Consider the following 26,498-nt stretch of genomic DNA (forward strand, 5'->3'; position numbering starts at 1 on the left):
ACGATTCATAAACCAACCCAGGAGTCGTCGACGATGACAACACCCACCCGAGTGAGCTTCCGCCTGCAGGTGCGACCCGAGCTTCTCGACGAGTACCTCGACCGCCATTCACCGGTCTGGCCGGAGATGCTGGCCGAGATCGCTGCCGCCGGTCGCCGCAACTACTCGATCTTTCTCGCCGAGGGGGGCACGCTGTTCGGCTACTACGAGGTCGACGATGACGACGCGGCGCAGGCGTACCTCGCCGCATCTCCGGTCGCCGCCCGCTGGGAGGCCGAGATGGGCCGCTTCTTCGTCGGCCTCGACGGGCGTCCCGACCAGGCGGCCGCCACACTCACCGAGGTGTTCAACCTCGAAGACCAGCTCGCCGACGCCGGCGACTCCGCAGCATCCGACACAGACAACCGCAACGACACCGAAGGCAGCGCCTCATGAGCATCCTCTCGTCCGACAACCTCGCAGCTCTCGAGCAGCAGGGCATCGAGCTCCCCAGCTGGGCGTTCGGCAACTCCGGCACCCGCTTCAAGGTGTTCGGCACCCCCGGCACCCCGCGCGACCCGTGGGAGAAGATCGCCGACGCCGCACAGGTCAACAAATACACCGCACTCGCTCCGTCGGTCGCGCTGCACATCCCATGGGACCTCGTCGACTCGTACTCCGACCTGCGCAAGCATGCCGAAGACCTCGGCGTCACCCTGGGCACGATCAACTCGAACACGTTCCAGGACGACGACTACAAGTTCGGCGCCCTCACCCACGAAGACGCGGCGATCCGCCAGAAGGCGATCGACCACCACCTCGCCTGCATCGACGTGATGGATGCCACGGGCAGCCGCGACCTGAAGATCTGGCTCGCAGAGGGCTCGAACTACCCCGGCCAGGCCGACCTGCGTGGCCGCCAGGACCGCCTGCAGGAGTCGCTGCAGCAGATCTACGCGCGCCTCGGCGACGACCAGCGCCTCGTGCTCGAGTACAAGTTCTTCGAGCCGGCTTTCTACCACACCGATGTTCCCGACTGGGGCACGTCGTACGCCCAGGTGTCGTCCCTCGGCGACAAGGCGATGGTGTGCCTCGACACCGGTCACCACGCCCCCGGCACCAACATCGAGTTCATCGTCATGCAGCTGCTGCGCCTCGGCAAGCTCGGCTCGTTCGACTTCAACTCGCGCTTCTACGCCGACGACGACCTCATCGTCGGCGCGGCAGACCCGTTCCAGCTGTTCCGGATCCTGTTCGAGGTCGTGCGCGGCGGAGGCCTCAACAACCCCGACGTGGCGTTCATGCTCGACCAGTGCCACAACGTCGAGGACAAGATCCCCGGGCAGATCCGCTCGGTGCTCAACGTGCAGGAGATGACGGCCCGCGCCCTGATCGTCGACCGCGAAGCCCTGACCGCCGCGCAGAAGTCGGGCGACGTGCTCGCCGCGAACGCCGTGTTCATGGACGCCTTCTACACCGACGTGCGCCCGGCGCTCGCCGAGTGGCGCGAAAGCCGCGGCCTGCCGGCCGACCCGATGACGGCCTACGCCGAGTCGGGCTACCAGCAGAAGATCGCCGCCGAGCGCGTCGGCGGCGTGCAGGCCGGTTGGGGCGCCTGAGCGCTCCCCGGTCGACATCATGAGACCCGTCGGGATGCGGGAGCCGATCCCCGCATCCCGACGCCCCACGACAGAAGGACGGATGCTGTGAGCGACCAGATGCTCGACGGACCGCACGGCCCGCTACGGGTGCGCGTGTACGAGCCGGAGAGGCCTGCGGGCCCCGGCCTCGTCTGGGCGCATGGCGGAGGATTCGCCGCCGGCGAGATCGACATGCCCGAAGCCGACTGGGTCGCGCAGCGCTTCGCCGAACGCGGGATCGTCGTCGTGTCGGTCGACTACGCCCTGGCGCCCTTCCCTCGCACCTGGGCGGTCGCCGCCGGCGCGCCCGAGCGCGACGGCGTGCACTACCCGGTCGCCTCCGACGAGGTCGAGCACGCGTTCCGCTGGGCGGTCACGTCGGGTCTCGCCGACGGCCCCTGGTCGATCGGCGGAGCCAGCGCCGGCGGCAACCTCGCCACCGGTGCGGCGCTCCGTCTCAGCCACGGCTCGGGTCCCGTCCCGGCGCTCGCGGTGCTCGCCTACCCGACGCTGCACGCGGTGCAGGGTGGGCCGGATGCCGCACTTCGTTCCGCTCTCGACGCGGATCCGGAGGCCGACACCTTCGGGCCCGACCCCGTGCGCGTCATGTACGAGAACTACCTCGGCGGCACCGTCGATGCGGCCGAGGTCTACGCGGTGCCAGGCACGGCATCCGTCGATGAGCTGCAGAACTTCCCCGCCACGATCATGATCAACGACGAGATCGACGAGCTGCGCGTCTCGGGTGAGGCGTTCGGTGCCTCACTGCGTGACGCGGGCATCGACCTCGACATCTCCACCGAGCCGGGCACCCGCCACGGTCACCTCAACAAGCCTGATCTCGCAGCGGCGACAGCATCGATCGACCGCTTCGCCCGCCGCATCCTCGCCACGTCTCCCGAGAACAAGGAACAGCCATGACCAACCCCACCGCCGCCGCCCTCATCGAGCGGTCGAACCGCCTGGGCGCCGACCCCAAGAACACCAACTACGCCGGCGGCAACACGTCGGCGAAGGGCACCGAGACCGACCCCGTCACGGGTCAGCCGGTCGAGCTGATGTGGGTCAAGGGCTCCGGCGGCGACCTGGGCACCTTGAAGGAGCAGGGTCTCGCCGTGCTGCGTCTCGACCGCATACGCGCTCTCGTCGACGTCTACCCGGGCCTTGACCGCGAAGACGAGATGGTCGCCGCGTTCGACTACTGCCTGCACGGCAAGGGCGGCGCGGCTCCGTCGATCGACACCGCGATGCACGGACTCGTCGACGCCGCACACGTCGACCACCTGCACCCCGACTCGGGCATCGCGATCGCGACCGCGGCCGACGGCGAAGCGCTGACCGCGAAGATCTTCGGCGACAAGGTCGTGTGGGTGCCCTGGCGCCGTCCCGGCTTCCAGCTCGGACTCGACATCGCCGCGATCAAGGCACAGAACCCGCAGGCGATCGGCACGATCCTCGGCGGCCACGGCATCACGGCCTGGGGCGACACGTCGGAGGATGCCGAGGCCAACTCGCTGTGGATCATCGACACCGCCGCCTCCTACATCGAGGCGAACGGCAAGGCCGACCCGTTCGGTGGCGTCCGCTCCGGCTTCGAGGCACTTCCCGAGACCGAACGGCGCGAGCGCGCGGCCGCCCTCGCCGGCACCATCCGTGGCATCGCCTCGACCGACAAGCCGATGGTGGGCCACTTCACCGACTCCGACGTCGTGCTCGACTTCCTGGCCTCCGACCGCGCGCCCGAGCTCGCGGCTCTCGGCACCAGCTGCCCCGACCACTTCCTGCGCACCAAGGTCAAGCCGCTGATCCTCGACCTGCCCGTCACGGCCTCCGCCGACGAGCAGATCGCCCGCTTGCACGAGCTGCACACCGAGTACCGCGCCGACTACCAGGCCTACTACGACGCGCACGCGACGAGCGAGTCGCCCGCGATCCGCGGCGCCGACCCGCTCATCGTGCTCGTGCCCGGCATCGGCATGTTCTCGTACGGCGCGAACAAGCAGACCGCCCGCGTCGCCGGCGAGTTCTACGTCAACGCGATCAACGTGATGCGCGGCGCCGAGGCGCTGTCGACGTACTCCCCCATCTCCGACGCCGAGAAGTTCAACATCGAGTACTGGGCGCTGGAGGAGGCCAAGCTGCAGCGCATGCCGAAGCCGAAGTCGCACCAGGGCCGCATCGCCTTCGTGACGGGAGCCGCCAGCGGCATCGGCAAGGCCATCGCCACCCGTCTCGCGGCCGAGGGCGCCTGCGTCGTCATCGCCGACCTCGATCTCGAGAAGGCCCAGGCCGCTGCGGCCGAGCTCGGAAACACCGACGTCGCGATCGGCGTCGCGGCGAATGTCGCCGACGCGGATGCCATCCAGGCCGCGCTGAACGACGCCGTGCTCGCGTTCGGCGGCGTCGACCTCGTCGTCAACAACGCCGGCCTCTCGCTGTCGAAGCCGCTGCTCGAGACCACCGAGAAGGACTGGGACCTGCAGCACGACGTCATGGCCAAGGGGTCGTTCCTCGTGTCGAAGGCCGCAGCCCGCGTGCTGATCGACCAGAAGCTCGGCGGCGACATCATCTACATCTCGTCGAAGAACTCAGTCTTCGCCGGCCCGAACAACATCGCCTACTCGGCGACGAAGGCCGACCAGGCACACCAGGTGCGACTGCTCGCGGTCGAGCTCGGCGAGTTCGGCATCCGAGTCAACGGCATCAACCCCGACGGCGTCGTGCGCGGCTCGGGCATCTTCGCCTCGGGCTGGGGCGCGAACCGCGCGGCCACCTACGGCGTCGCCGAAGAGGACCTCGGTCAGTTCTACGCCAACCGCACGATCCTCAAGCGCGAGGTCGTTCCCGAGAACGTGGCGGATGCCGTGTACGTGTTGACGGGCCCCGAGCTCAGCCGCACCACGGGTCTGCACATCCCCGTCGACTCCGGCGTCGCCGCGGCGTTCCTGCGATGACGGTGACGCGAGAGCGTTCCGTCTCATCGCTGCGCTCCTCGCTCAACGACCGGGACATCCACCACCGGTCGTTGAGCGAACGGAGCGAGACGAAACGCGGTGACTGGCGTCGAACGCATCGACACCGCGTTTCGTCTCGCTCGGCTTCGCCGTGCTCGCTCAACGACCGGGACACGGCGAGCCCCCGGAGCAGCTCGTGACCGTGCGGTCCGTCGCCGCCGTCGACCTCGGGGCGACCAGCGGGCGCGTCATGATCGGCCGGATCGGCGACGGCCGGCTCGATCTCGAACTCGTCTCGCGGTTCCCGAACGGGCCCGTCGAGCGCGAAGACGGCCTGCACTGGGACTTCGGCGCGCTCTACGAGCATGTCGTCGCAGGTCTCGCCGAGGCCGTGCGCCGCGAGCCGGGCATCGAGAGCATCGGCATCGACTCGTGGGCCGTCGATTACGGCCTGCTGAAAGACGGCGAGCTGCTCGCCGAGCCGTTCCACTACCGGGATGATCGCTCGACGCGCGGGGTCTCCGAGGTGCATGCGATCGCTCCGTTCGCCGAGCTGTACGGGCGCAACGGGCTCCAGTTCCTCCCGTTCAACACGCTCTACCAGTACCGCGTCGACGCCCACCTCAGCGATGCCGACACCGCACTGCTGATCCCCGACCTCATCGCTTTCCTGCTCACCGGAACGGCTGTCGCCGAGCGCACCAACGCGTCGACCACCGGCCTGCTCGGCGTCGAATCCGGCGAGTGGGATGCGGAGCTGGCCGAACGCCTCGGCATCCCGTCTGGCATCCTGCCGACTCTCGTCGATCCCGGTGAGACGATCGGTGTGCTTCGCTCCGATCTGGCCGCGCGCATCGGCAAGGAACTGCCCGTCATCGCGGTCGGCTCGCACGACACGGCATCCGCTGTCGTCGCCGCTCCCCTGTCGACGCCGCACTCGGCCTACATCTCGTGCGGCACCTGGGGCCTGGTCGGCGTCGAGCTGACCGACCCGGTGCTGACGGATGCTGCGCGCGAGGCGAACTTCACGCACGAACTCGGCGTCGACCGGCGCTTCCGCTTCCTGCACAACGTGACGGGGCTCTGGCTGCTGAGCGAGACCGTGCGCGCCTGGGAGGACGAAGACGGATCGTCGATCGACCTGCCGGAGCTGCTCGCTGCGGCATCCGCGGTCACCGACGACGTGCCGGTCTTCGACGCGAACGACTCGTCGCTCAGCGCACCGGGAGACATGCCCGCGCGCATCGCGGCGGTGCTCGGCTCGGAGGCCCCGTCGACGCGACCCGCCTTCGCCCGGTCGATCGTCGAGTCGATCGCGACGGCGTTCGCCGATGCGGTGCAGACGGCATCCGATCTGTCGGGACGCGAGCTCGACAGCATCCACCTCGTCGGCGGCGGCTCGCTGAACCGCCTGCTGTGCCAGGCGACGGCCGATCGCACCGGTCTTCCGGTGTTGGCCGGCCCCGTCGAAGCGACCGCTCTCGGCAACGTGCTCGTGCAGGCGCGGGCACTCGGTGCCGCATCGGGGTCTCTCGAAGAGCTGCGCGCGCTCGTCGCCGCGACCCACGAGCCCGAGCGCTTCGACCCGCGCTGACCCGAAGTCCCCCACGGTCTGCCCAGATGGCTGCCCGGATCACGGATGGATGCCGAGAACACCCTTTCTCGGCATCCATCCGTGTTTTCGGCAGCCATCTGCACCGGACCGGCAGCCATCCGCACCGGAGCGGCAGCCAGCGCAGCCCGCGGACACACGAAAGGGGCGCCGGAGCCGAAGCCCCGACGCCCCTCACGGACGGCCCGACTCAGAAGTCGAACTCTCCGATGTTGTCTGCGTTGAACTCGAACGGGTCGCCGAGCAGCACCACGCCGTCAGCGCCGACCTCGTACTCGCCGAGCTCGCCCGCCTCGAACGTGTCGCCCTCTTCGCCGGTGATGTCGCCCTCGATCAGCGCCTTCGATGCGAACGCTGCCAGGTAGCCGAGGTCGGCCGGGTTCCACAGCGCGAACGCGGTGACGGTGCCGTCTTCGACGTACTCGCGCATCTGGTTCGGCGTGCCGAGCCCGGTGATCGCGACCTTGCCCTTGTAGTCCGAGGTCGAGACGTAGCGTGCCGCAGCAGCGATGCCGACCGTCGTGGGCGAGATGATGCCCTTCAGGTTCGGGTGGCTCTGCAGCAGAGCTGCGGTCTTGTCGAACGACGTCTGGTCGTCGTCGTCGCCGTAGACGGTCTCGACGATCGTGATGTCGGGGTACTCGGTGGCCACGTACTCCTTCATCAGGTCGATCCAGGCGTTCTGGTTGGTCGCGTTGGCGGATGCCGACAGGATCGCGACCTCGCCCGCTCCGCCGATCTGGTCGGCGATCAGGTCGACCTGCACCTTGGCGATGCCCTCGGAGTCGGCCTGGTTGATGAACAGGTCGCGGCATTCGGGGTTGGTGTCGGAGTCGAAGGTGACGACCTTGACGCCGGCGTCACGCGCCTCGTTCAGGGCGTCGCAGATCGCCTTCGGGTCGTTGGCCGAGACGACGAGCGCGCCGACAGCCTGCTGCGTCGCGGTGTTGATGTAGCTGACCTGGGCGTCGGGCGTCGCCTCCGCCGGGCCTACCTCGGCGAACGTGCCGCCGAACTCGTCGACGGCGGTCTTGCCGCCCTCGCTCGAGGTGTCGAAGTACGGGTTGCCGAGGTTCTTGGGCAGGAACGTGATGGCGAGGTTGTCGGATCCGCCCTCACCCTCAGAGCCCGAGCCGCCGGAGCCGCCGCTGGTGTCAGCGCAGCCGGTCAGCACGAGCGCGGCGGCCACGGCGACAGCCGCGAACCCCGCGATCTTCTTACGTGCAAACGTCATTGTTCTTCCTTTCGTGATGATCACCACTGGCGGGTGCCGGCGATGTGAGGCTGCCTCATGGTGCGGGAGAGGCTGCTACGCGGAGGGGCGGACCGGCCTTCGCACGCACGCGCTGCGCCCAGGTGAGGACGCTGGCTGCGACGACCGAGAAGATCAGCAGACCGCCGGTGATGATGTTGATGACGTCGGAGGTGACGCCGGCGAGGCGCAGGCTGCTGCCCAGCACCCCGATGAGCAGCACCGCGGCGACGACACCGTGCAGATGCCCCCGGCCGCCGAAGACCGAGACCCCGCCGAGCACGACGGCCGCGATCACCTGCAGCTCGAGCCCCGTGGCGTTGTCGCCCCGGGCGCTGCCGAACCGCAGTGTGTAGAAGATGCCGGCGAAGGCTGCCACCACGCCCGAGAGCACGAACAGGATGAACTTCGTGCGCTCGACGTTCACGCCCGAGAAACGCGCGGCATCCTTCGAGAGTCCGATCGCGAAGATGCCCCGACCGAACGGCGTGAAGTGCAGCAGCACCGCGAACAGCACCAGCAGGATCAGGAACGGGATCACGATGTACGGGATCGTCGTTCCCGCGATCTTGGCCTTCGCGAGAGCCGTCCAGGTCTCGGGGAAGTCGGTCACGGCGGTGGTTCCGAGCAGCCCGACGGCGAGACCGCGGAAGAGGGCGAGGGTGCCGATCGTGACCGCGAGCGACGGCAGCCCGACTGTGGTCACGAGAAATCCGTTGAACGCACCGCCCACGACGCCGACCAGGAGGGCGGCGAGGGCGGCGACCTCGAACGGCGCACCGGACTCGGTGAGCACGCCGGTCACGACACTGGCGAGCCCGACCATGGATCCGACCGAGAGATCGATCTCTCCGGTGATCATCACCAGGGCCATCGGCAGGGCGATCAACAGGATCGGTGCGACGTCGAGCAGCAGATAGTTCGCGGTGATCGGCTGCGCGAACCCACGGATCGATGCCGCGGCGACGACCGTCACGAGCACCAGGAGGGCGATGATCGCGAACTCACGGTTGATGAAGATGCGCCGCCAGAGCGGACGGTCGTAATCGCGGATGACGCGCGTCGACGTGGTCGTCGTTGTCATGGTCATGATTCGTCCCTCGCCTCGATGAGCTGGCGTCTCTGTCTGACCGCGAGCACCCGGTCGAGCACGATGGCCCCGATGATGAGCACGCCGACGACGGCGCGCTGCCAGAAGTCCGGGATGCCGAGAATCGGCAGCGCGCGGTTGATGGTCATGAGGAGCATCGCGCCGATCGCCGCACCCCAGACGGTGCCGACACCACCCGTGATCGCGATGCCGCCGATGACGGCGGCGCCGACCGCATCCAGCTCCCAGCCGCTGCCGGCCTGCGAGCTGATCGACCCGTACCGCGCGGCGTAGAAGACGCCGGCGAGCCCTGCGAGCGCACCCGAGAGGACGAATGCCGAGAGCACCCGACGGGTGACCTTGAGTCCGTAGAGCTCTGCAGCCGAGGGGTCGGATCCGATCGCGTAGTACTCGCGGCCGCCGCGGGTGTTGCGCAGATACCAGGCGGCGAGGGCGAGCACGATCACCGCGATGATCGAGAGCACCGGGATGAAGAGGATCTGCTGTGTGCCGAGCGCGAGGAAGTCCTTGGGCATGTCGGAGGCGTTGATGCGATCGCTGCCGGTCCACAGCACGTTGATGCCGCGGTAGGCATACAGCGTGCCGAGCGTGATCACCATCGCCGGCACCTTCGCGAACGCGACCAGCGCGCCGTTGACGAGGCCGAGGAAGGCGCCGAGCAGCACGGCCGCGATGACGACGAGCACGATCGGGATGCCGGGCACATCGACGAACAGGCGCCCGGTCAGATACGCCGTCAGCCCCATCACCGATCCGACTGAGAGGTCGACGTTGCGGGTGATGATGACGATCGCCTGGCCGACGGCGACGAGCATGAGGATCGACGGTGTCAGCAGCAGGTCGCGCCAGCCGTCGGAGCTGAACAGGAAGTTCGGGTTCTTGGCGGTGGCGGCGATCACTACGAGCAGGAGCGCCGCCAGGATGCCGAACTCGCGCGCCCGGCCGACCCCACCGAACGACTTCTTGGCCGCTGCGGGTGCGAATGCTGTGGTGGTGGCGCTCATGCGTGCAGCTCCGATGAGTGGGTGGCGGCGAACATGACGTTCTCGCTGGTGGCGTCGTCGCGGGAGATCTCCGCGGTGATGCGGCCTTCGCGCATGACGAGCACTCGGTCGGCCATGCCGAGGACCTCGGGCAGCTCGGACGAGATCATCAGGATCCCCATCCCCTCACCCGCCAGCTGCGACAGCAGCCGGTGCACCTCGGACTTCGTGCCGACGTCGATGCCGCGGGTCGGCTCGTCGATGATCAGCACGCGCGGGTCGGTGGCCAGCCATTTGGCCAGCACGACCTTCTGCTGGTTCCCGCCCGAGAGCGTGGATGCCACGGTGTCGAGCGCGTGCGTCTTGACCTCGAGGCGCGATGCCCATTCCTTCGCCGCTCGGTTCTCGATGCCGCTGGTGATCAGGCCCCACTTCGCGAGGCGTCGACGGATCGCGAGGGTGATGTTCCCCCGACGCCGGCGTCGATGACGAGGCCCTGCTTGCGCCGGTCCTCGGGCACCAGTGCGAGTCCGCTGCGCATCGCCGCGGACGGGTTGCGACGGGCGACGCCCGTGCCGAGCATCCGCACCTCTCCCGCGTCGTACGGGTCGACGCCGAAGACGGCTCTGGCGACCTCGCTGCGACCGGCACCGACGAGGCCGGCCAACGCGACGATCTCGCCCGCGCGCACGGTGAACGAGATGTCGTGGAAGACGCCGGGGCGGGTGAGTCCTGTGACCTCGAGCAGCGGTTCGCCGATCGCGGCCACCTGCTTGGGGAACAGCTCGGTGACATCGCGGCCGACCATCTGCCGCACGAGGTCATCGACCGTCGTCTCGGCGATGGCGGTGGTGTCGATGTATGCCCCGTCGCGCATGACCGTGACCGTGTCGCACAGATCGAAGACCTCGTCGAAGCGGTGCGAGATGAAGAGGATCGCGCGGCCCTCGTCGCGCAGGCTCCGGGCGACCGCGAACAGCCGGTCGACCTCGACGCCGCTGAGTGCGGCGGTCGGCTCGTCCATGATCAGCACGCTCGCGTCGAGCGAGATCGCTTTGGCGATCTCGATGATCTGCTGGTCGGCGATCGACAGACCTTCGGTGATGCGGTCGGGGTCGAGCGTCACGCCCAGGCGCCGGAAGATCTGGTCGACCTCGGTGCGCATCGCCTTGCGATCGATGCGGCCGAGGAAGCCGGTGGGCTGGCGACCCATGAAGATGTTCTCCGTGACCGAGAGATCGGGGAACAGCGTCGGCTCCTGGTAGATGACCGCGATGCCGGCGGCCTTCGACTGGGCCGTGCTGGTGAAGTCGACGTCTTCGCCGTGCAGGCGGAAGTCGCCGGAATCGCGGCGGTAGAGACCGGCCATGATCTTCACGAGGGTCGACTTGCCCGCACCGTTCTCGCCGATGAGGGCGTGGATGGAACCGGGGCGGAGCGTCAGACTGCCGGAGCGGAGTGCGACGACGGGGCCGAACGACTTCACGACCCGGTGCAGCTCGAGCGCGGTGGGGGGAGCGCTGCGGGCGGAGGCTGCGTCTACCACTGGCTTTCCTCTCCGTTGAGGGGGATGATGATCGGAATGAACTTACCTGAATCGATTCAAGCTCGTTTCAGGCTAGTGTATGTGATGCCGGTCCCAGGTCAACCCCTGATGCCGAAGCGTGATCCGCCCGAGGACGAGAGGACAGCAGAATGCCGGTCAGCATCCGCGATGTCGCCGTCCTCGCCGGCGTCTCCGTCGGCACCGTCTCGAACGTCCTGAACCGCCCCGACGAGGTCTCCAGCGACTCGGTCGAACGCGTGACGAAGGCCATCGACGAGCTCGGATACGTACGCAATGACGCTGCCCGCAAGCTCAGAGCCGGCGTGAGCACGACCGTCGGGTTCGTGGTGCTCGACGGACAGAACCCGTTCTACAACGACGTGGTGCGCGGCGCGGAGGATGAGGCGTCGAGCCACGGCATCGCGATCCTCTACGGCAACACCGACGACGACCCTTCGCGCGAGAAGGTCTACCTCGACCTGTTTCGCGAGCAGCAGGTTCGCGGCCTGCTCATCGCTCCCTACGGCGATGTGATGACACAGTTGCGCAGATTCCGCGCCAGCGGCATCGCCACCGTGCTCGTCGACCGGTTCAGCGCCGACAGCGGCTTCTCCTCGGTCTCGGTCGACAGCGTCGCCGGCGGTCGGCTCGCGGTCGAGCACCTGATCGAGGGAGGGCGGCGGCGCATCGCGTTCGTGGGCGGCCCGTTCGACATCCGCCAGGTCACCGATCGTCTCGCCGGAGCCCGCGCCGCCGCCGAGAACGCATCCGTCCATGTCGATCTCGAGGTCGTGCCCACCGGCGCCATGACCGTCGAAGAGGGCGTCGCTGCGGGAACCCGCCTGCTCACCCGGCCTCGCCGCGAGTGGCCGGATGCTCTGTTCGCCGCCAACGATCTGCTGGCGCTCGGCCTGCTGCAGTCGCTCGTATCGGGCGGACGCGTGCTCGTGCCCGACGAGATCGCGCTGATCGGGTTCGACGACAACCCGTTCGCCGCGGCCGCCGCCGTGCCGCTGTCATCGATCCGCCAGCCCAGCCGCATGATCGGCCGCACCGCGCTGCGCATCGTGCTCGAAGAGGCGGCCGACCCCGAGAACATCCCCCGGCAGACCGTGTTCCCTCCCGAGCTGATCGTGCGGCGCTCGACCGGAGGCTGATCGTCGTCCGCGCTCACCGGTCTGCCCAGATGGCTGCCCGGATCACGGATGGATGCCGAGAACACCCTTTCTCGGCCTCCATCCGCGTTTTCGGCAGCCATCTGCACCGGACCGGGAGGACGTCGGCTCATCACCGACGTCCATCCTTCCGTCGGTAAGCGCTTTCCTCTACGATGGAAAGACAACCGGAAGGCGGACACGATGATCCATGACGTACTGCTCGTCGGCGCTCGCGGATTCGGCGCCTCGCATCTGCGCACCCTCGAGCGGCTGTCCGACCGCGCACGACTCATCGCCGTCGCCGACCCCGCAGGGGCGCCTGCAGAGGGATTCGGATCGGATGCTCCCGCATACCCGAGCCTGGATGCCGCCCTCGCCGCCGGCCTGCGCCCCGACGTCGTGATCATCGCGACCCCCACCGGCACGCACCACTCCCTCGCGCTCGCGGCGCTCGCCGCCGGTGCCGACGTCTACCTCGAGAAGCCTCCCGTCGCGACGATGTCGCAGTTCCTCGAACTGCTCGCCGCCGAGCAGACCGCGGGGCGCAGCGTGCAGATCGGCTTCCAGAGCTTCGGATCGCACGCCCTCGACGATCTCGCCGCCCTCGGCACGCCGACCTCGGTCGCGACCTGGGCGACCTGGTCGCGGGACACCGCGTACTGGTCGCGTTCGGCATGGGCGGGCAAGCGCCTGCTCGACGGCATCCCCATCGTCGACGGCGTCGTCACCAACCCGCTCGCACACGCCGTGGCCACAGCACTGCGCATCGCGGGAGCGCGCCGTCGCGAAGACGTCGAGCGCATCGAGCTCGAGCTGTTCCGCGCCAACGAGATCGAGGCCGACGACACCTCGAGCGTTCGGGTCACCCTGCGAGACGGACGCCGTGTCACTGCCGCCCTGACGCTCGCGAGCCCCGAGCAGACGGCCCCGCTGATCGAGGTGCGAACGAGCGACGCCGACGTGCTGTTCGCATACACATCCGACGACCTGACCTACCCGGACGGACGGGTCGTGCACACGGGCCGCACCGATCTCGTCGAACAGCTGCTCGACCACCGCGAGCACGCCATCCCGCTGTCGGCCCCGCTGGTCGAGGCCGGAGCATTCATGACGGTGCTCGAGGCCGTGCGCCGCGCCCCGCGTCCGAAACTCGTACCCGCATCCGAGATCACCGTCCTGGTCGACCGGGAGGCACCGCTGGCCACGATCGCGGGCATCACAGAGACCGTCGAACGGGCCGCCCGCTCGGGCGCGCTGTTCAGCGAAGTCGGGGCGGCTTTCGCGGTCTGACCCGGACCCGTATCCCGGTACCGTCCTTCGCCCGGGGCTCAGTACCCGCGCGCGAGGGGGCGCCGCAGACCCTCGTACTCGACGGAGGGCCAGCGGTCATCGACCGTGAGCACCTCCCAGCCGCCTGCGGTGCGCAGCATAGTGTCCTCGACCTTGAGCCCGGGCGCGGACGGGTTCCAGGCGAACGCCTGGTTCTCGACCAGCAGATCGCGGGTGGATGCGGTGGCCCGGGGATCCCGTCCCGCATAGCCTGCCGGACCGCCCTGGTGATGCCGCTGCCACTCCCGGGAGTCGAAGCCGAAGCGCTCGTAGGCGGCGCATCCGGCGGCGAACGCCTCGTCGAGTCGGACTCCGGGCGCCGAGGCGTCGAGGAACGCGCGCTCCACGGCGAGAATCGGCTCGTCGTCGACGCCGTCGCCGATCCAGCGTGTGGCGTTCGCGATCAGGCCGTCCCTGCGCCCGCACACCACGATCATGGCCCGCTCGCCCAGCCGCGCGTGAGTGGGCAGCGGATGCCGATACGACACCCGCGCCGCGCCCGTCACCAGCACGACCAGCGGATCGATGCCACGCGACACGAGTCCGCTCGCGACGACGGATGCCGCGTCCCACTCGCTGCTCTCCGGACCGATGCGACTCGGCCCGATGCCGCTCGCCAGGGCATCCGTCAGGGTGCGGGCGACGTCGCTCCCGAGCGCGCGGTAGCGAGAGGTCTCGGCCGGCAGCATCCGAGCCCGTGCCGCGCGCAGCTCCGCGGCCACCGCCGCCTCACCGACAGCCGATGCCGACCCCGGGTCCTCCGCCGCTGCGACCGCCGGCGGAGTCCACCACGGCACCCGCACGAGGCGATCGACGTCCGACGGCAGCAGCTCCTCGGCGATGAGTCGATCCGCCTCGTTGTCCGCCACGAAGAGCGTGTCGCCGTCGGAATCCGCCCGCACCGCCAGCACCGGCGGGCCCGCGAGCGACACATGCGTGCGCACCCCCTCGAGGTACCACGACACCGCCTCGTGAGAAGTCATCAGGATCGGCGCCCCGGCACCCCGGCGCACTCCGGCAACTCTGTCCTGCTTCTCGATACGATCCTTATGCGACCCGACCATGCGAACTCCTAGCAAACGTTTTCTCACATATGACCACATCCGCCGTCATTCGCGGAAGAGGGGATCCTGATGACACGCTCCACCCGTGCAGGCATCACCGACGTCGCGAAGCTCGCCGGGGTCTCTCTCTCGACGGTCTCGCGCGCGATGAACGGCAACCCGACTGTCGACCCTGTTCTCGTCGAACGAGTGCGTGCCGCGGCAGCCGAGCTCGGCTACACGGCCAACCCCCTCGCTCGCAGCCTCGTGCTCGGGCAGACGCAGACGGTGTCGGTCATGATCCCCGATCTCGCGAACCCCACGTTCCAGGCCATCCTGCACGGACTCAGCCGGGCGGCCGCGGCCGACGGATACCACGTGCTCATCTCGGACACCGCCGAGCAGGTCGGCGATGAGGTCGCGCTCGCCACGACCACTCGGCGTCGCACCGACGGAGTGATCCTCTGCGCCCCGCGCCTGCCGCAGAGCGATCTTTCGGCACTGCTGCCGACGGTCGCGCCCGCCGTCGTGATCAACCGCCCGCCGCAGGCCGATGTGCCGACCGTGGCCGCCGACTACGGGGCCGCCATGACCGAACTGATCGCGCACCTGCGCGACCTCGGGCATCGGCGCATCGCCTTCCTCTCGGGAGTCGTGGCCAGTGCATCGGGCGCGGCCCGCGCGCGGGCGATCGCCGATGCGCAACGGAACGGCGATCTCGAGTTCGTCGAGATCCCCGCCGGCGTCGACTTCGACAGCGGCGCCGCGGCAGCCGACGCCGTCGTCGAGAGCGGCGCGACCGCTGTGCTGGCGTTCAACGACCTGGTCGCGATGGGTCTGCTGTCCGCGGTGACGACGCGGGGTCTGCGGGTGCCCGAGGATCTCTCGATCGCAGGCTTCGACGACATCCCGTTCGCGGCGTACACCACGCCCCCGCTCACGACGGCGACCGTGCCGGCCGCCGAGATCGGACGCCTGGCCTGGGGGGCGATGCACGCCCTGCTGACCGGCGGCGACCCCGTCGCGTCGGCGACATTCACGCCGAAGGTCGTCGTTCGCGCGAGCACCGGCCCCGTCAGGGCCTGAGCCCCGGGACCGTTCCACGGGGCCCGCGGCTCGGCGAAGCGCCGCCGCGAACACGGCAGCACGATCGCACAGAACTGCCTGTTGTCCACTCCCGCCACCCATGCTAATCTCGGGAAACCGGTTACTCGGGGAAACGCTTTCTCTCGTTCTCCCCCACCCGACCTCGATGACGAGAACAGGAAGGCGCACCGATGGTGAGCGTTGACGCGACGGCAGGGCACGCACCAGCCACGTACCGGAAACGCCCGTGGTGGCAGAGCATCTGGCGCCAGCGGGCGCTCTATCTCATGGCCATCCCCGGCATCGCGTACTTCATCGTCTTCAAGTACGTGCCGATGGGCGGCCTCGTCATCGCCTTCCAGGACTACTCGCCGTTCCGTGGCATCGCGGGCAGCCCCTGGGTCGGTTTCGAGCACTTCATCCGGTTCTTCAGCGAGAGCACCTTCGTGATGCTGCTGGTCAACACGGTGACCGTTTCGCTGCTCCTGCTCATCTTCGCGTTCCCGGTGCCGATCATCCTCGCGCTGCTGCTGAACGAACTGCGCTCGAAGCTGTTCCAGCGCAGCATCCAGACGGTCATCTATCTGCCGCACTTCATGTCGTGGGTCATCGTCGTCTCGCTCTTCTACGTGCTGCTCACCACCGACGGCGGCAGCATCAACAGGCTGCTGGAATCCTGGGGCATGCAGTCGGTGCCGTTCCTGACCGATCCCGACTGGCTGCGACCGCTGTACACGATCCAGGAGATCTGGAAGACCGCCGGCTGGGGCACGATCATCTACCTCGCCGCGATGACCGGCGTCGACATGGAGCTCTACGAGGCTGCCGAGCTCGACGGCGCCGGACGCTGGCTGCAGACCTGGCACATCACGCTCCCGGCGATCCGCCCGACGATCATCGTGATGTTCATCCTCGCGATCGGCGACTTCCTCGAGCTCGGATTCGAGCACATGTTCCTGATGCTGAACTCGCTCAACCGCGAGGTCGGTGAGATCTTCGACACCTACGTGTACACCGCCGGCATCCAGAACGGCCAGCTCAGCTACGCGACCGCCGTCGGCCTGTTCAAGGGCCTCGTGGGGCTCATCCTCGTCATCGGCGCCAACAAGCTCGCGAAGAAGCTCGGCGAGGAAGGGGTGTACTGATGTTCTCGTACGAGGCGTTCATGCGCCTGAACCTGTTCCTCCGGGCCGTCTATCGGGTGGCGTACCTGAACCTCCTCTGGGTCGCCGCGACCGCGCTCGGACTCGTCGTGTTCGGCGTCGGACCCGCCTCGTACGCGGTCGCCGCGTACATCGACGGCTGGTTCCGCCGGGGCGAGACCCCTCCTGTCACGGCCGCGTTCATCGGGCACATGCGTGCGCACTACTGGCCGACCACAGCGATGGGCGGCATCCTCCTCGCCGCCAGTGCGATCGTCGTGACCAACATCTTCACCGGCGCCAGCTGGCTGCTGCAGTTCGTCAACGTCGTGGCGCTCGTCGTGATCGGCATCATCGCCGCGTACGTGTTCCCGGTGATGGCGGCCACCGACATCCGCGGCATCCACCGTCAGATCGCCGCCGCGCTGCTGATCGGTCTCGGCTCGCTGCACTGGACGATCGTCGCCACCGCCGCCGTCGTCGCGGTCGTGTGGCTGCTCGCCTCCTTCGCCCTGCCGATCCTCGTGCTCTTCGGCATCGGCATCCCCGCCGCCGCGATCGGCGCCGTCACCCGCACCGTCTTCGGCCGGCTCGCCGCCGAAGAGACACCGACCTCACCCCCCACGCCGCGCGAGACCTCGCCGGCCCGTCTGCACCTTGCGAGAGGAAGATCACAATGAGGAATCACTCCAGGCTCGGAATCGTCGTCGCTTCCGTCACCGTCGCAGCACTCGCGCTCACCGCGTGCGGCTCGTCGGGCGAAGCGACGGGAGGCGGCGGAGGCGATGCCGAGCCCGCCGAGAGCGTCACCTGGATGACGATGCTCCACACGCCCACGACGCCGGAGTCGGACGGTCCGATCCAGACCGCGCTCGAGGAGTACACCGGCACGGAGCTCAACTTCCAGTGGGTGCCCGATGCGTCGAAGGACGAGAAGATCAACGCGGCGCTCGCCTCTGACACGCTCGCCGACATCACCTCGATCACGAACACCACCAACACCTCGGTGCGCCAGGCGCTCAAGTCCGGTCAGTTCTGGGACGTCGAGGAGTATCTGGAGGAGTTCCCCAACCTGTCGCAGATCGACGAGCAGACCATCGCCTCGGCCCGCGTCGACGGCCACCTGTACGGCGTGCCGTTCCAGAAGCCGAAGGCCCGCTACGGAGTGCTGATCCGCCAGGACTGGCTCGACAACCTCGGCCTCGAGACGCCGCACACCATCGAGGAGCTCAGCGAGGTCGCGGTGGCGTTCGCGACGCAGGATCCCGACGGCAACGGCCAGAACGACACCACCGGCTTCATCGACCGGCTCGAGAGCTTCAAGCTCGGCTTCAAGTCGCTGGCAGGTCACTTCGGCGCAGGGAACAACTGGGCGGTCACGGATGATGACGAGGTCGTCCCGTCCTTCCAGACCGACGAGTTCAAGCAGGCGATGGAGTGGTACCGGGGCCTGTACGAACAGGGCGCGGTGAACGGCGAGTTCGTGACGATGCAGAAGCAGAATCAGCAGGACGCGATCGCACAGGGCAAGGGCGGAATCGTCGTGACGGGTCTGTTCGAGGCGAAGAACTACATGAACCTCGCCCTGAGCGCCGACCCGAACACTCCCATGGCATGGGCCCTCGTCAACGACATGACCTTCGAAGACGTGCCGCGTCGCACCCTCTCGGACACGGGCGGCGGCTTCGGCGGATGGTTGGCGCTGTCGACCACGCAGGTCAAGGACGAGACGGAGCTGAGGTCGATCCTCGCGTTCATCGACAAGCTGCTCGACGAAGAGGCGTTCGCACTGATGACGAACGGCATCGAGGGCGAGCACTACTCGGTCGACGGCGACGGCGTCGTCTCGATCACCGATCAGGCCAAGTGGGAGCAGGACGTGCAGCCCTACAACTCGTCGCGTCCGTCTGACATCGTCACGACGTTCAAGAGCTCCGCACCCTATGTCGACGAGGGCAACGAGAAGATCGCCGAGAACGCCGAGTTCGCCATCGTCGATCCGACGCAGCCCCTGTCTTCGGCGGCGTTCGATCAGAGCTGGTCGACGATCCAGCAGGCCGCGAACGACGCGTACAACAAGTACATGGTCGGCCAGATCGACATGGACGGCTACGAGGCCGCGATCGACAAGCTCGGCAGCCAGGGACTCGACACCATGATCGAGGAGTTCACCGCCTCGTACGCCGAGAGCAAGTGACATGAACGGAACGCAGGTGCAGAGCAGCGAGAGCAGTGTCGTGCGCACCACGCGCGCGCTTCAGGAGGCCATCGATCGGGCAGCCGCCGCGGGTGGCGGCCGTGTGAGCGTCACTCCCGGTGTGCACGAGACCGGTGCCCTGCGCCTGCGTTCCCGGGTGGAGCTCCACCTCGAGGCGGGGGCCGTGCTGCGATTCGTGGCCGACCCCGCCCTCTACCCGCCGGTCGCCGCACGCTGGGAGGGTGCGGCGACGACCATCCACTCCCCGTGCATCTACGCCAAGGATGCCGTCGACGTCGCGATCACCGGCCGCGGCGAGATCGACGGCGGCGGCGCCTGGTGGTGGGCCGCGTTCCGTGCCGGGGCTCTGGCGCACCCGCGTCCCACCCTGATCGGCCTGCACGGATGCTCACGGGTCGAGATCGCGGGTGTGACGCTGCGGGACTCCCCCGCCTGGACCGTGCATCCGCTGCTCAGCGACGACGTGCGGATCACGGGCATCCGCATCATCAACCCGCCCGACTCCCCCAACACCGACGGCATCGACCCCGAGTCGTGCCGGAACGTGCGCATCAGCGACTGCCACATCGACGTGGGCGACGACTGCATCGCGATCAAGGCCGGCAGTGAGGGATCACCCGATCGCGTGCCGTGCGAGAACATCGCGATCACGAACTGCACGATGATCCACGGCCACGGCGGCGTCGTGATCGGCAGCGAGATGTCGGGCGGCGTGCGCGGCGTCGTCATCTCGAACTGCGTCTTCCAGGGCACCGACCGGGGCATCCGCATCAAGTCGCGGCGCGGTCGCGGCGGCACCGTCGCCGACGTGCGCGTGTCGAACATCGTGATGGACCGGGTCATGTGCCCGCTGGTCATCAACCCCTTCTACTTCTGCGGCCCCGACGGCAAGCTGCCGATCGTGTCGGATCGCACGCCCCAGCCGGTCGACGCGGGAACCCCGCGGTTCCGCGGCATCCATCTGTCGCACATCACTGCGACGAACGTGCAGTCGTGCGCCGCTTTCATCTGCGGCCTGCCGGAGGCGCCGCTCGACGATGTCTCCCTCGACCACGTGAGCATCTCGTTCGCGCCGGATGCCGAGCCCGCCGTCCCGGCGATGGCTGACGGGGTTCCGGCCATGGCCTCGGCGGGTATCCACGCGCAGTTCGCCACCGGACTGCGTATCTCGGGTCTGCGCCTCGACGGAGTGGTCGGCCCGGACCTGCTCGTCGACGACACCGTGGAGCTCGCACGATGACGGCCACGGCGGTCCGGGAGGCCGAGACCATGACCCCTCCGTTCCGGCGCCGAGCCGAGCTCATCGTCGCCGGCATCGGCATGGCCGCATCCGCCGTGCTGCAGGGCGGCTTCGCGCTGGTGATCACTCGAAGCGACGACGCGACCCTCCGATCGACGATCGTGCCCGCCCTCCGCGCCGCGGGCCTCGACCTGGCCGATGCCGACGCCCACGTCGTGCTCAACACGATGGCCGCGTGGTTCGGGTTCTCGTTCATCGTGGTGGCGCTGTGCACCGCGATCGGCTTCTTCTTCGCCCGGCTGCGTCCCCGCCGCCGTGCGACCGGCCTGTGCTTCCTCGCCGCGGGACTCGCCTGCCTGTTCGGCACGCAGTTCGTGCTGTATCCGGTCGCCTTCCTCTTCCTCGTCTCCGCCGCACTGTTCGCTGTGCGCCCCGCAACCCCTCGGAGTTCGTCATGACCAGCACCCTGCCCCGCGTCGACGACGCCACCGTTCCGATCCGCGTACGCGAGGCTGCGCGCAAGCGCCGATCGGTCACGCCCGGCCGCCGCGTCTTCATGGTCGTCAACGCCGTGATCCTCACGGCGTTCGCCCTGGCCTGTCTGCTGCCCTTCGTGAACGTGCTGGCGAGTTCGCTGGCGACGCCGGGTGAGCTCGCGACGCGACCGTTCATCCTGTGGCCCGAGACCTTCAGCCTCGACGCATATCGGTACATCCTCTCGACCCCGACGATCTTCCGCGCTCTCGGGGTCTCCGCCATCGTCACGATCGGCGGCACGCTCATCAGCCTCATCCTGACGGCGTTCATGGCGTACGCCCTGTCGAAGAAGCATCTGAAGGGCCGCCGGGTGATCAACTTCCTGGTGCTGTTCACGATGCTGTTCTCGGGCGGCATGATCCCGACGTTCATCGTCGTGAAGAACCTCGGCCTGATCGACTCGCTGTGGTCGCTGATCATCCCGGTGGCGATCAACGCGTTCAACTTCGTGATCATGCGCAGCTTCTTCCAGGGCATCCCGGAGAGTCTCGAAGAGGCGGCACGCATCGACGGATGCAGCGAGCTCGGCGTGTTCTGGCGCATCGTGCTGCCGCTCTCGCTGGCCTCGATCGCGACCATCGGACTCTTCTACGCCGTCTACTACTGGAACACCTACCAGAGCGCGATCCTCTACATCAACAGCTCCGAGCTGTGGCCGATGCAGGTGCTGCTCCGCCAGATCGTGATCGTGGCCAGCGGCATGAACGCCGACGGCGCGGCAGTCGAGGTCGTGCCGCCCGCTCAGTCGGTGCGGATGGCCGTCATCTTCGTCGCCACCCTGCCGATGCTGCTCGTCTACCCCTTCGTACAGCGCTACTTCGTCAAGGGCGCTCTGATCGGCTCGGTCAAGGGCTGACCTCGACTTCGCGTGAGGCTCGATCCCGGACGGGATCGAGCCTCTTGTGATCACGGAGCCAGATAGCTGCCGCGCCAGGTCCATTCGGGTCCGATCTCGGGCCCGAACCCCTGCGACATGACGGTGAGGATGCCATCGTCGGTGGCGACCAGTCGCAGACGGACCGATGCGATGTCGGCGGCGGCCGCGCTCACCCGCACGTCGAGCACGCCGGGCGATGACCAGCCGGCTGTCACGACCGCATCGCCGAGCGGCAGCGTGGTCACGCTCGGGTGCGCGGTGTCGAACCGCAGAGTCGACCCGGCGACCTCGATCACTCCACCGCCGCCGTCGAGCTCGACGGCGAGTCGCTGCGGGGCTCCCTCGCCGGACACCAGAGTGCAGATGCCCCGCACCGCATGCGCCGACGCCGGATCGTGCGAGGGCGTCGGCGCGCGCAGCTGCACTCCGGCGCCGACGCCGGCGCCGACGTCGAGTCCGAGCGCCGGCAGGAGCAGGTCGACGAGGCGCTGATCGCCGCTCGCCAGGGTCGTCGTGTCGGCGGTGACCACCGCGGCGATCCGGCGCGACGGGTCTCCGTAGACCAGCTGACCGCCCAGGCCGAACATCAGCCAGCATCCGTCATCGGGCAGCCACACCTGGCGCCCGTACCCGTGGCGCAGTGCCGCACCCCAGGTCTGCGTCGCCGGGGTGCTGCGGCGTTCGAGCAGTCTCGTCCGAACGGATGCCGGCAGCACCTCGACCGTGCCGTTCACGGCCTCCGCGATCCGCAGCATGTCTCCCGGCGCGGCGATCAGCCCCGAACCGCCGTGGCTGATCCCCTCGGGTCCGGTGAGGAACCTCATGGTGCTCCCCACCCCGAGCGGATCCAGCAGCCGGGGCCGCAGGTAGTCGAGCATCGGCATTCCCGACAGCCGTTCGACCAGCGCGCTGAGCACGTAGCTCGCACTGGTGTCGTAGGTGAACAGCGTGCCGGGGCGATGGGTCGGCGGCACCCGGAAGTACGACTCGAGCCATCCGTCGCCATCGGCGACGTAGGTGGTGCGACTGTGCGGTCCCGTCATCGCGAGCATGTCGTCGATGCGGGTGGCGCCGAGCCATGGGTGCACCGGACCCATCTCCGGAAAATGGTCGACGATCGGGTCGTCGAGGCTCAGACGCCCCTCTTCGGCGAGCAGGAGGATCGCGACGGCCGTGATCGACTTCGACACCGAGTACATCCGATGCGGCACGTCGTGTCCCCACGGAGGCACCCCGGCCCGCACGACCTCGTCGCCGTCGATGCTGACCGCGAACGAGTGGATCGCGATGTCGGCCGCGTGCGCACGTTCGAGCAGGTGCTGCAGATCGTCGGTCATCGCTCAGGCGCTCAGCCGACGTGCGACGGCTGCCGGATCGACAGGGGGGCGATCGAGGATCGCGACGCGCAGGTCGAGGTGCAGCTCCTCGCCGGCGTCGAGAAGTCGGCGCCCGGTGGCGGCCACCCCGGGCCCGAAGCCGACGTAGCCGTCGGCGCGGACGAACCAGGGCATGTCGTGGTTCGAGGTGGTCGCGACGAGCGAGACGCCCGGCCCGTCGACGGCGAGCCACGGTGAAAGCGAGCCGTGTGCGGTCTCCGCCCCTTCGCCGCCCGCGCAGCGCACCCGACCGGTGAGGAACGACGCCCGCCAGAAGATACCGCCGTAGAACGCACCGTCGCGGCCGTTGGTGTGTGGGCTGCCGATGCTGACAGCGCCGTGGGCGGCGGTCAGCACCGTGCTCCAGAGCACGTCGACCCCGTCGACGCCTGGGCGAGCGACGATGGTTCGCCGCTCGTCGAGCAGCGGGGTCTCGTCGGGGCCGACCCAGACCAGCTCTTCCGTGACGCGTCCCTGGCCGACCTCGCGTGATCGCTCCACCTGTCGGCCGTGATTCGCCAGCATCCGCGACCCCTCGTCGCGCACGAAGGTGCGGCCGCCCCAGAACGTCGTGCCGTCGACATCGGGGATCGCCACACTCGCGCCGAGATGATGCCGGTGGTCGTCGGGTCCGACGGCGGTCGCGGCGACACCGCTCGCCGTGGTGGCGGTGAGGTACGGGCGAGGGGACAGCAGCGGGTCGACGTCGACGCCGTCGTGATAGCGGACGCCGCCGAGATCCGACTCGAGCAGGTCGACGCTCATGAGATCGCCTTCGTGCTGGCGCGGGTCGCCAGCTCCGGCGAGAACATGATGGGCTCGCGGATCGGATCATCTGTCATCTCGGCGCGCAGCACCTCCCAGATGCGCGCGCCGATCTCCGACAGCCTCGACGTCATCGTGGTGAGAGACGGAGAGGAGAAGCGTGAGAACGGGATGTCGTCGAATCCGGCGACCGAGATCTCCCCCGGCACCGAGACCCCCTCTTCGGAGAGACGACCGAGAAGCCCGAGCGCCACGACGTCGTTGTATGCGATCACGGCCGTCGCGCCGGTCGCCCGCAGTGCCGGCCAGACGTCGTAGCCGTCTTCGAACGAGTGGCCGCACGGCACATCGATGATCTCGACGTCGGATTCCGCGCCGCGCAGCTCGTCGAGACCGCGCTCGCGCTCCCAGTTCGCACGGGCGTAGGCGGGGCCGGCGAGGAACGCGATGCGGCGGTGACCGAGCCGCATCAGATGACGCGCGAGCAGGATGATCCCCTCGTGGTAGTCGATGAGCACCGATCCGGCGTTCTTGCCGGTGGTGCGGTTGAACACCGCGACCGGTGCCACGCGCGGCAGCAGCTGCAGCAGGCTCTCCCTCGGCATCCGAGGGGCGAACAGCGCCACGGCGTCGGTGCGGTCGCGAAGGTCTCTGGCGAGCTCGGCCTCGGCGTCCGCGTCTTCGAACGCGTCCGTGACGATCACGTGATAGCCGTCCTGCGACGCCGCACGATTGAAGCCGTGCAGGACCTGGTGGAACATGGGGTTGCCGAGGTCGGGCAGCAGCACACCGACCGTGCGGCTGGAACCGAGTGACAGCGACCGGGCGGTCTGGCTGGGCGTGTATCCGAGCTCGTCGATCACCGCGCGCACCCGCTGCGCGATCTCTTCGTTGACGGTGCTCACGCCGTTGGCCACGCGCGACACGGTCGCCTTGGAGACCCCAGCCACCCGGGCGATGTCGTTGATCGTCGTCTCGCGCGTGGGGGCGCTGCGTGCTCGTCTGGTGGCCATGCTCAGCTTTCCTGCGCGTCGATCGTGAAGTCCGCGAAGCGTCCGATCGCCTCGGGGGCGCCGTACGGGGCCGCGGCGAACAGCGACAGCGACGCGCCGACCCAGTGTCCCTCGACCGCGGTGAACTGCGGATCGACCGGGGTCGCGCCGAGCGTGAACCGCACGCGGGCGGCGGCGTCGACGGTCACGCCCACCCGGATGCGAGCGTCGTCGAGCGGGATCGTCGCGATCACGCGCTCCGCCTGGTCATCGCGGCTGCGCACCGCGACGACGGCCTCGACACCGGCATCCGTGCGTCGCATTCCCGCCCAGGCATAGTCTCTGCCGAGCACGGCGATCCCGGCGCGCTCGTGGGCGCCCGAGGTCTGCAGCGCGACCTCGACAGCGGCGACGCACGGCTGTCCTGAGAGGTTCTGAGAGAGCACCCGCGGCAGAGTGCGCACGTTGCCGCCGTCAGGGCTGCTCCGAAGACCCAGGCCCGGCCCCTCGCCGACCACCGTCTGCGGCTCGACTCTCGCCTCCCACTGCCAGTGACCGCTCGGGCGCCCGTCGGCGAAATCGTCGGAACGAGCGAGCGTACTCGGGCCCGGCGTCGTGCCGAAAGGAGTCGGATGCCGCAGCACCGGCTGCGCGGCACCGCCGCTCACCGCCTCGCCCATCACCGGCCACCCGTCGGAACCCCACGCCATCGGCTGCAGGTGCAGCACCCGGCCGTAGACACCGCGGTCTTGGAAGTGCAGGAACCAGTCGCCACCCCTGCCGTCGTCGACCCACGCCCCCTGATGAGGGCCGTTCACCGGCGTCTCACCCTGCGCGAGGGTGACGCGATGCTCGTACGGCCCGAACGGCGTCGGCGCGCGGAACACGGTCTGCCAGCCGGTGGCGACACCGCCGGCCGGGGCGAAGATCCAGTACTCCCCCTCGCGCGTGTAGAACTTGGGGCCCTCGAGCGTCGAGAAGCCGTCGAGCAGATCGCCGTCGATGACGTCGACGGCCGAACCGATCGGATTCCTCAGCTCGGCATCCACCTCGATCACGGTGACGATGTTCTTGCGCCCGGCCCGTGAGCGCGCCCAGCCGTGCACGAGATACGTGCGACCGTCGTCGTCCCACAGCGGGCACGGGTCGATGATGCCGAGCCCGGGGAGCAGCAGATGCGGCTCGGACCAGGGACCTGCCGGGTCGGCCGCGGTGACCACGAACACGCCCTGGTCGGGGTCGGGGTAGACGACGTGGAAGAGCCCGTCGTGGTGGCGGATCGAGGGCGCCCACACGCCGCCGCCGTGCCGCGGCTGCGCGAACCACGCCTGCGGCACCGAGCCCTCGAGCGCGTAGCCGATGCGCTCCCACGTGACCAGGTCGTCAGACGCGAAGATCGGCAGCCCCGGGGCGCGATGAAAGCTCGATGCCACGAGGTAGAAGCGATCTCCGACGCGGATGGCGTCGGGGTCGGGAACATCGGCATCGATGATCGGGTTGCGGTACGAGCTCACATCGTCGATGAGTTTCATCCGTCTCAAGGTAGTCGGGAAACCGGTTCCTGTCCACGCCCGACCTGACCCTGTCCGCGAAGACGACCTTCCGGAGGGCCGCAGTTCCTGTTACTCTGAGAAAACGTTTCCTGAGATTCGGAGAGTT

Annotated in this window: 22 protein-coding genes and 1 pseudogene; 14 read left to right on the plus strand and 9 right to left on the minus strand. The window is 68.7% G+C overall.

Annotated elements, in window-relative coordinates:
• Window positions 1-33 precede the first annotated feature (33 nt).
• The 5 genes from ACZZZN_RS12355 (at window position 34) to ACZZZN_RS12375 (ending at window position 6,167) form a co-directional block, all read left to right on the plus strand.
• On the plus strand, window positions 34-435 hold the full coding sequence (locus ACZZZN_RS12355; RefSeq protein ID WP_463505439.1) for an L-rhamnose mutarotase: 402 nt from the start codon (window positions 34-36) through the stop codon (window positions 433-435).
• The gene (rhaI, locus tag ACZZZN_RS12360; protein WP_463505440.1) at window positions 432-1,598 is read left to right on the plus strand and encodes an L-rhamnose isomerase; all 1,167 of its coding nucleotides are present in this window, start codon (window positions 432-434) and stop codon (window positions 1,596-1,598) included. Before ACZZZN_RS12355 ends, rhaI begins: the two co-directional genes overlap by 4 nt.
• A gap of 87 nt (window positions 1,599-1,685) precedes the next feature.
• Complete coding sequence (locus ACZZZN_RS12365; RefSeq protein ID WP_463505441.1) at window positions 1,686-2,540, plus strand: alpha/beta hydrolase; 855 nt, start codon at window positions 1,686-1,688, stop codon at window positions 2,538-2,540.
• Complete coding sequence (locus ACZZZN_RS12370) at window positions 2,537-4,573, plus strand: bifunctional aldolase/short-chain dehydrogenase (RefSeq protein WP_463505442.1); 2,037 nt, start codon at window positions 2,537-2,539, stop codon at window positions 4,571-4,573. Before ACZZZN_RS12365 ends, ACZZZN_RS12370 begins: the two co-directional genes overlap by 4 nt.
• A 196-nt stretch (window positions 4,574-4,769) precedes the next feature.
• Window positions 4,770-6,167 carry a rhamnulokinase gene (locus ACZZZN_RS12375; protein WP_463505443.1) on the plus strand — a complete coding sequence of 466 codons (1,398 nt, stop codon included), beginning with the start codon at window positions 4,770-4,772 and terminating at the stop codon, window positions 6,165-6,167.
• 208 nt (window positions 6,168-6,375) lie between these two features.
• Here ACZZZN_RS12375 and rhaS read toward each other — a convergent pair whose 3' ends face one another.
• The 4 genes and pseudogenes from rhaS to ACZZZN_RS12395 all read right to left on the minus strand — a co-directional run bounded on the left by rhaS (window position 6,376) and on the right by ACZZZN_RS12395 (window position 11,077).
• Window positions 6,376-7,419: a rhamnose ABC transporter substrate-binding protein gene (gene rhaS / locus ACZZZN_RS12380; RefSeq protein ID WP_463505444.1), complete on the minus strand. Its 1,044-nt coding sequence runs from the start codon at window positions 7,417-7,419 to the stop codon at window positions 6,376-6,378.
• Window positions 7,420-7,474: 55 nt separating this feature from the next.
• Entirely contained in the window at window positions 7,475-8,527 is a 1,053-nt protein-coding gene (locus tag ACZZZN_RS12385) for an ABC transporter permease (protein ID WP_463505445.1), read from the minus strand.
• The gene (locus ACZZZN_RS12390) at window positions 8,524-9,552 is read right to left on the minus strand and encodes an ABC transporter permease (RefSeq protein ID WP_463505446.1); all 1,029 of its coding nucleotides are present in this window, start codon (window positions 9,550-9,552) and stop codon (window positions 8,524-8,526) included. Before ACZZZN_RS12390 ends, ACZZZN_RS12385 begins: the two co-directional genes overlap by 4 nt.
• Window positions 9,549-11,077: pseudogene (locus ACZZZN_RS12395) on the minus strand (sugar ABC transporter ATP-binding protein). Before ACZZZN_RS12395 ends, ACZZZN_RS12390 begins: the two are co-directional and overlap by 4 nt.
• Window positions 11,078-11,226: 149 nt before the next feature.
• Between ACZZZN_RS12395 and ACZZZN_RS12400 the strand changes: the two are divergent.
• Window positions 11,227-12,234, plus strand: coding sequence for a LacI family DNA-binding transcriptional regulator (locus ACZZZN_RS12400; protein WP_463505447.1), 1,008 nt, complete (start codon window positions 11,227-11,229; stop codon window positions 12,232-12,234).
• A 201-nt stretch (window positions 12,235-12,435) separates the two neighbouring features.
• Window positions 12,436-13,524, plus strand: coding sequence for a Gfo/Idh/MocA family protein (locus ACZZZN_RS12405; protein ID WP_463505448.1), 1,089 nt, complete (start codon window positions 12,436-12,438; stop codon window positions 13,522-13,524).
• Window positions 13,525-13,562: 38 nt separating this feature from the next.
• Here the strand turns inward: ACZZZN_RS12405 and ACZZZN_RS12410 are convergent, their stop codons facing one another.
• Window positions 13,563-14,546 carry a M24 family metallopeptidase gene (locus ACZZZN_RS12410; RefSeq protein ID WP_463505449.1) on the minus strand — a complete coding sequence of 328 codons (984 nt, stop codon included), beginning with the start codon at window positions 14,544-14,546 and terminating at the stop codon, window positions 13,563-13,565.
• Between the two features lie 150 nt (window positions 14,547-14,696).
• Between ACZZZN_RS12410 and ACZZZN_RS12415 the strand changes: the two genes are divergently transcribed.
• From ACZZZN_RS12415 to ACZZZN_RS12445, 7 genes are all read left to right on the plus strand, one after another.
• Window positions 14,697-15,692 (plus strand): LacI family DNA-binding transcriptional regulator, encoded by a 996-nt coding sequence (locus ACZZZN_RS12415; protein WP_463505450.1) that lies wholly within the window; start codon window positions 14,697-14,699, stop codon window positions 15,690-15,692.
• Window positions 15,693-15,883: 191 nt separating this feature from the next.
• Window positions 15,884-16,837: an ABC transporter permease gene (locus tag ACZZZN_RS12420; protein ID WP_463505451.1), complete on the plus strand. Its 954-nt coding sequence runs from the start codon at window positions 15,884-15,886 to the stop codon at window positions 16,835-16,837.
• Entirely contained in the window at window positions 16,837-17,514 is a 678-nt protein-coding gene (locus ACZZZN_RS12425; protein ID WP_463505452.1) for a YesL family protein, read from the plus strand. Before ACZZZN_RS12420 ends, ACZZZN_RS12425 begins: the two co-directional genes overlap by 1 nt.
• Window positions 17,511-19,031, plus strand: a complete 1,521-nt coding sequence (locus ACZZZN_RS12430; protein ID WP_463505453.1) for an extracellular solute-binding protein — start codon at window positions 17,511-17,513, stop codon at window positions 19,029-19,031. Before ACZZZN_RS12425 ends, ACZZZN_RS12430 begins: the two co-directional genes overlap by 4 nt.
• A gap of 1 nt (window position 19,032) precedes the next feature.
• Window positions 19,033-20,292 (plus strand): glycoside hydrolase family 28 protein, encoded by a 1,260-nt coding sequence (locus ACZZZN_RS12435; protein WP_463505454.1) that lies wholly within the window; start codon window positions 19,033-19,035, stop codon window positions 20,290-20,292.
• Window positions 20,289-20,750, plus strand: a complete 462-nt coding sequence (locus ACZZZN_RS12440; protein WP_463505455.1) for a hypothetical protein — start codon at window positions 20,289-20,291, stop codon at window positions 20,748-20,750. The genes ACZZZN_RS12435 and ACZZZN_RS12440 overlap by 4 nt, the downstream gene beginning before the upstream one ends.
• Window positions 20,747-21,685, plus strand: coding sequence for a carbohydrate ABC transporter permease (locus ACZZZN_RS12445; RefSeq protein WP_463505456.1), 939 nt, complete (start codon window positions 20,747-20,749; stop codon window positions 21,683-21,685). The genes ACZZZN_RS12440 and ACZZZN_RS12445 overlap by 4 nt, the downstream gene beginning before the upstream one ends.
• 50 nt (window positions 21,686-21,735) lie before the next feature.
• Here ACZZZN_RS12445 and ACZZZN_RS12450 read toward each other — a convergent pair whose 3' ends face one another.
• Genes ACZZZN_RS12450 through ACZZZN_RS12465 form a run of 4 tightly spaced genes read right to left on the minus strand, consistent with a single transcriptional unit; the run spans window position 21,736 to window position 26,371 of the window.
• Window positions 21,736-23,043 carry a serine hydrolase domain-containing protein gene (locus tag ACZZZN_RS12450; RefSeq protein WP_463505457.1) on the minus strand — a complete coding sequence of 436 codons (1,308 nt, stop codon included), beginning with the start codon at window positions 23,041-23,043 and terminating at the stop codon, window positions 21,736-21,738.
• A gap of 3 nt (window positions 23,044-23,046) precedes the next feature.
• Entirely contained in the window at window positions 23,047-23,847 is an 801-nt protein-coding gene (locus ACZZZN_RS12455; RefSeq protein WP_463505458.1) for a DUF6807 family protein, read from the minus strand.
• Window positions 23,844-24,860 (minus strand): LacI family DNA-binding transcriptional regulator, encoded by a 1,017-nt coding sequence (locus ACZZZN_RS12460; protein ID WP_463505459.1) that lies wholly within the window; start codon window positions 24,858-24,860, stop codon window positions 23,844-23,846. The genes ACZZZN_RS12455 and ACZZZN_RS12460 overlap by 4 nt, the downstream gene beginning before the upstream one ends.
• A 2-nt stretch (window positions 24,861-24,862) precedes the next feature.
• Window positions 24,863-26,371 carry a glycoside hydrolase family 43 protein gene (locus tag ACZZZN_RS12465; protein ID WP_463505460.1) on the minus strand — a complete coding sequence of 503 codons (1,509 nt, stop codon included), beginning with the start codon at window positions 26,369-26,371 and terminating at the stop codon, window positions 24,863-24,865.
• Between the last annotated feature and the right edge of the window lie 127 nt (window positions 26,372-26,498).

It is taken from the genome of Microbacterium sp. AC145 (assembly GCF_979258505.1).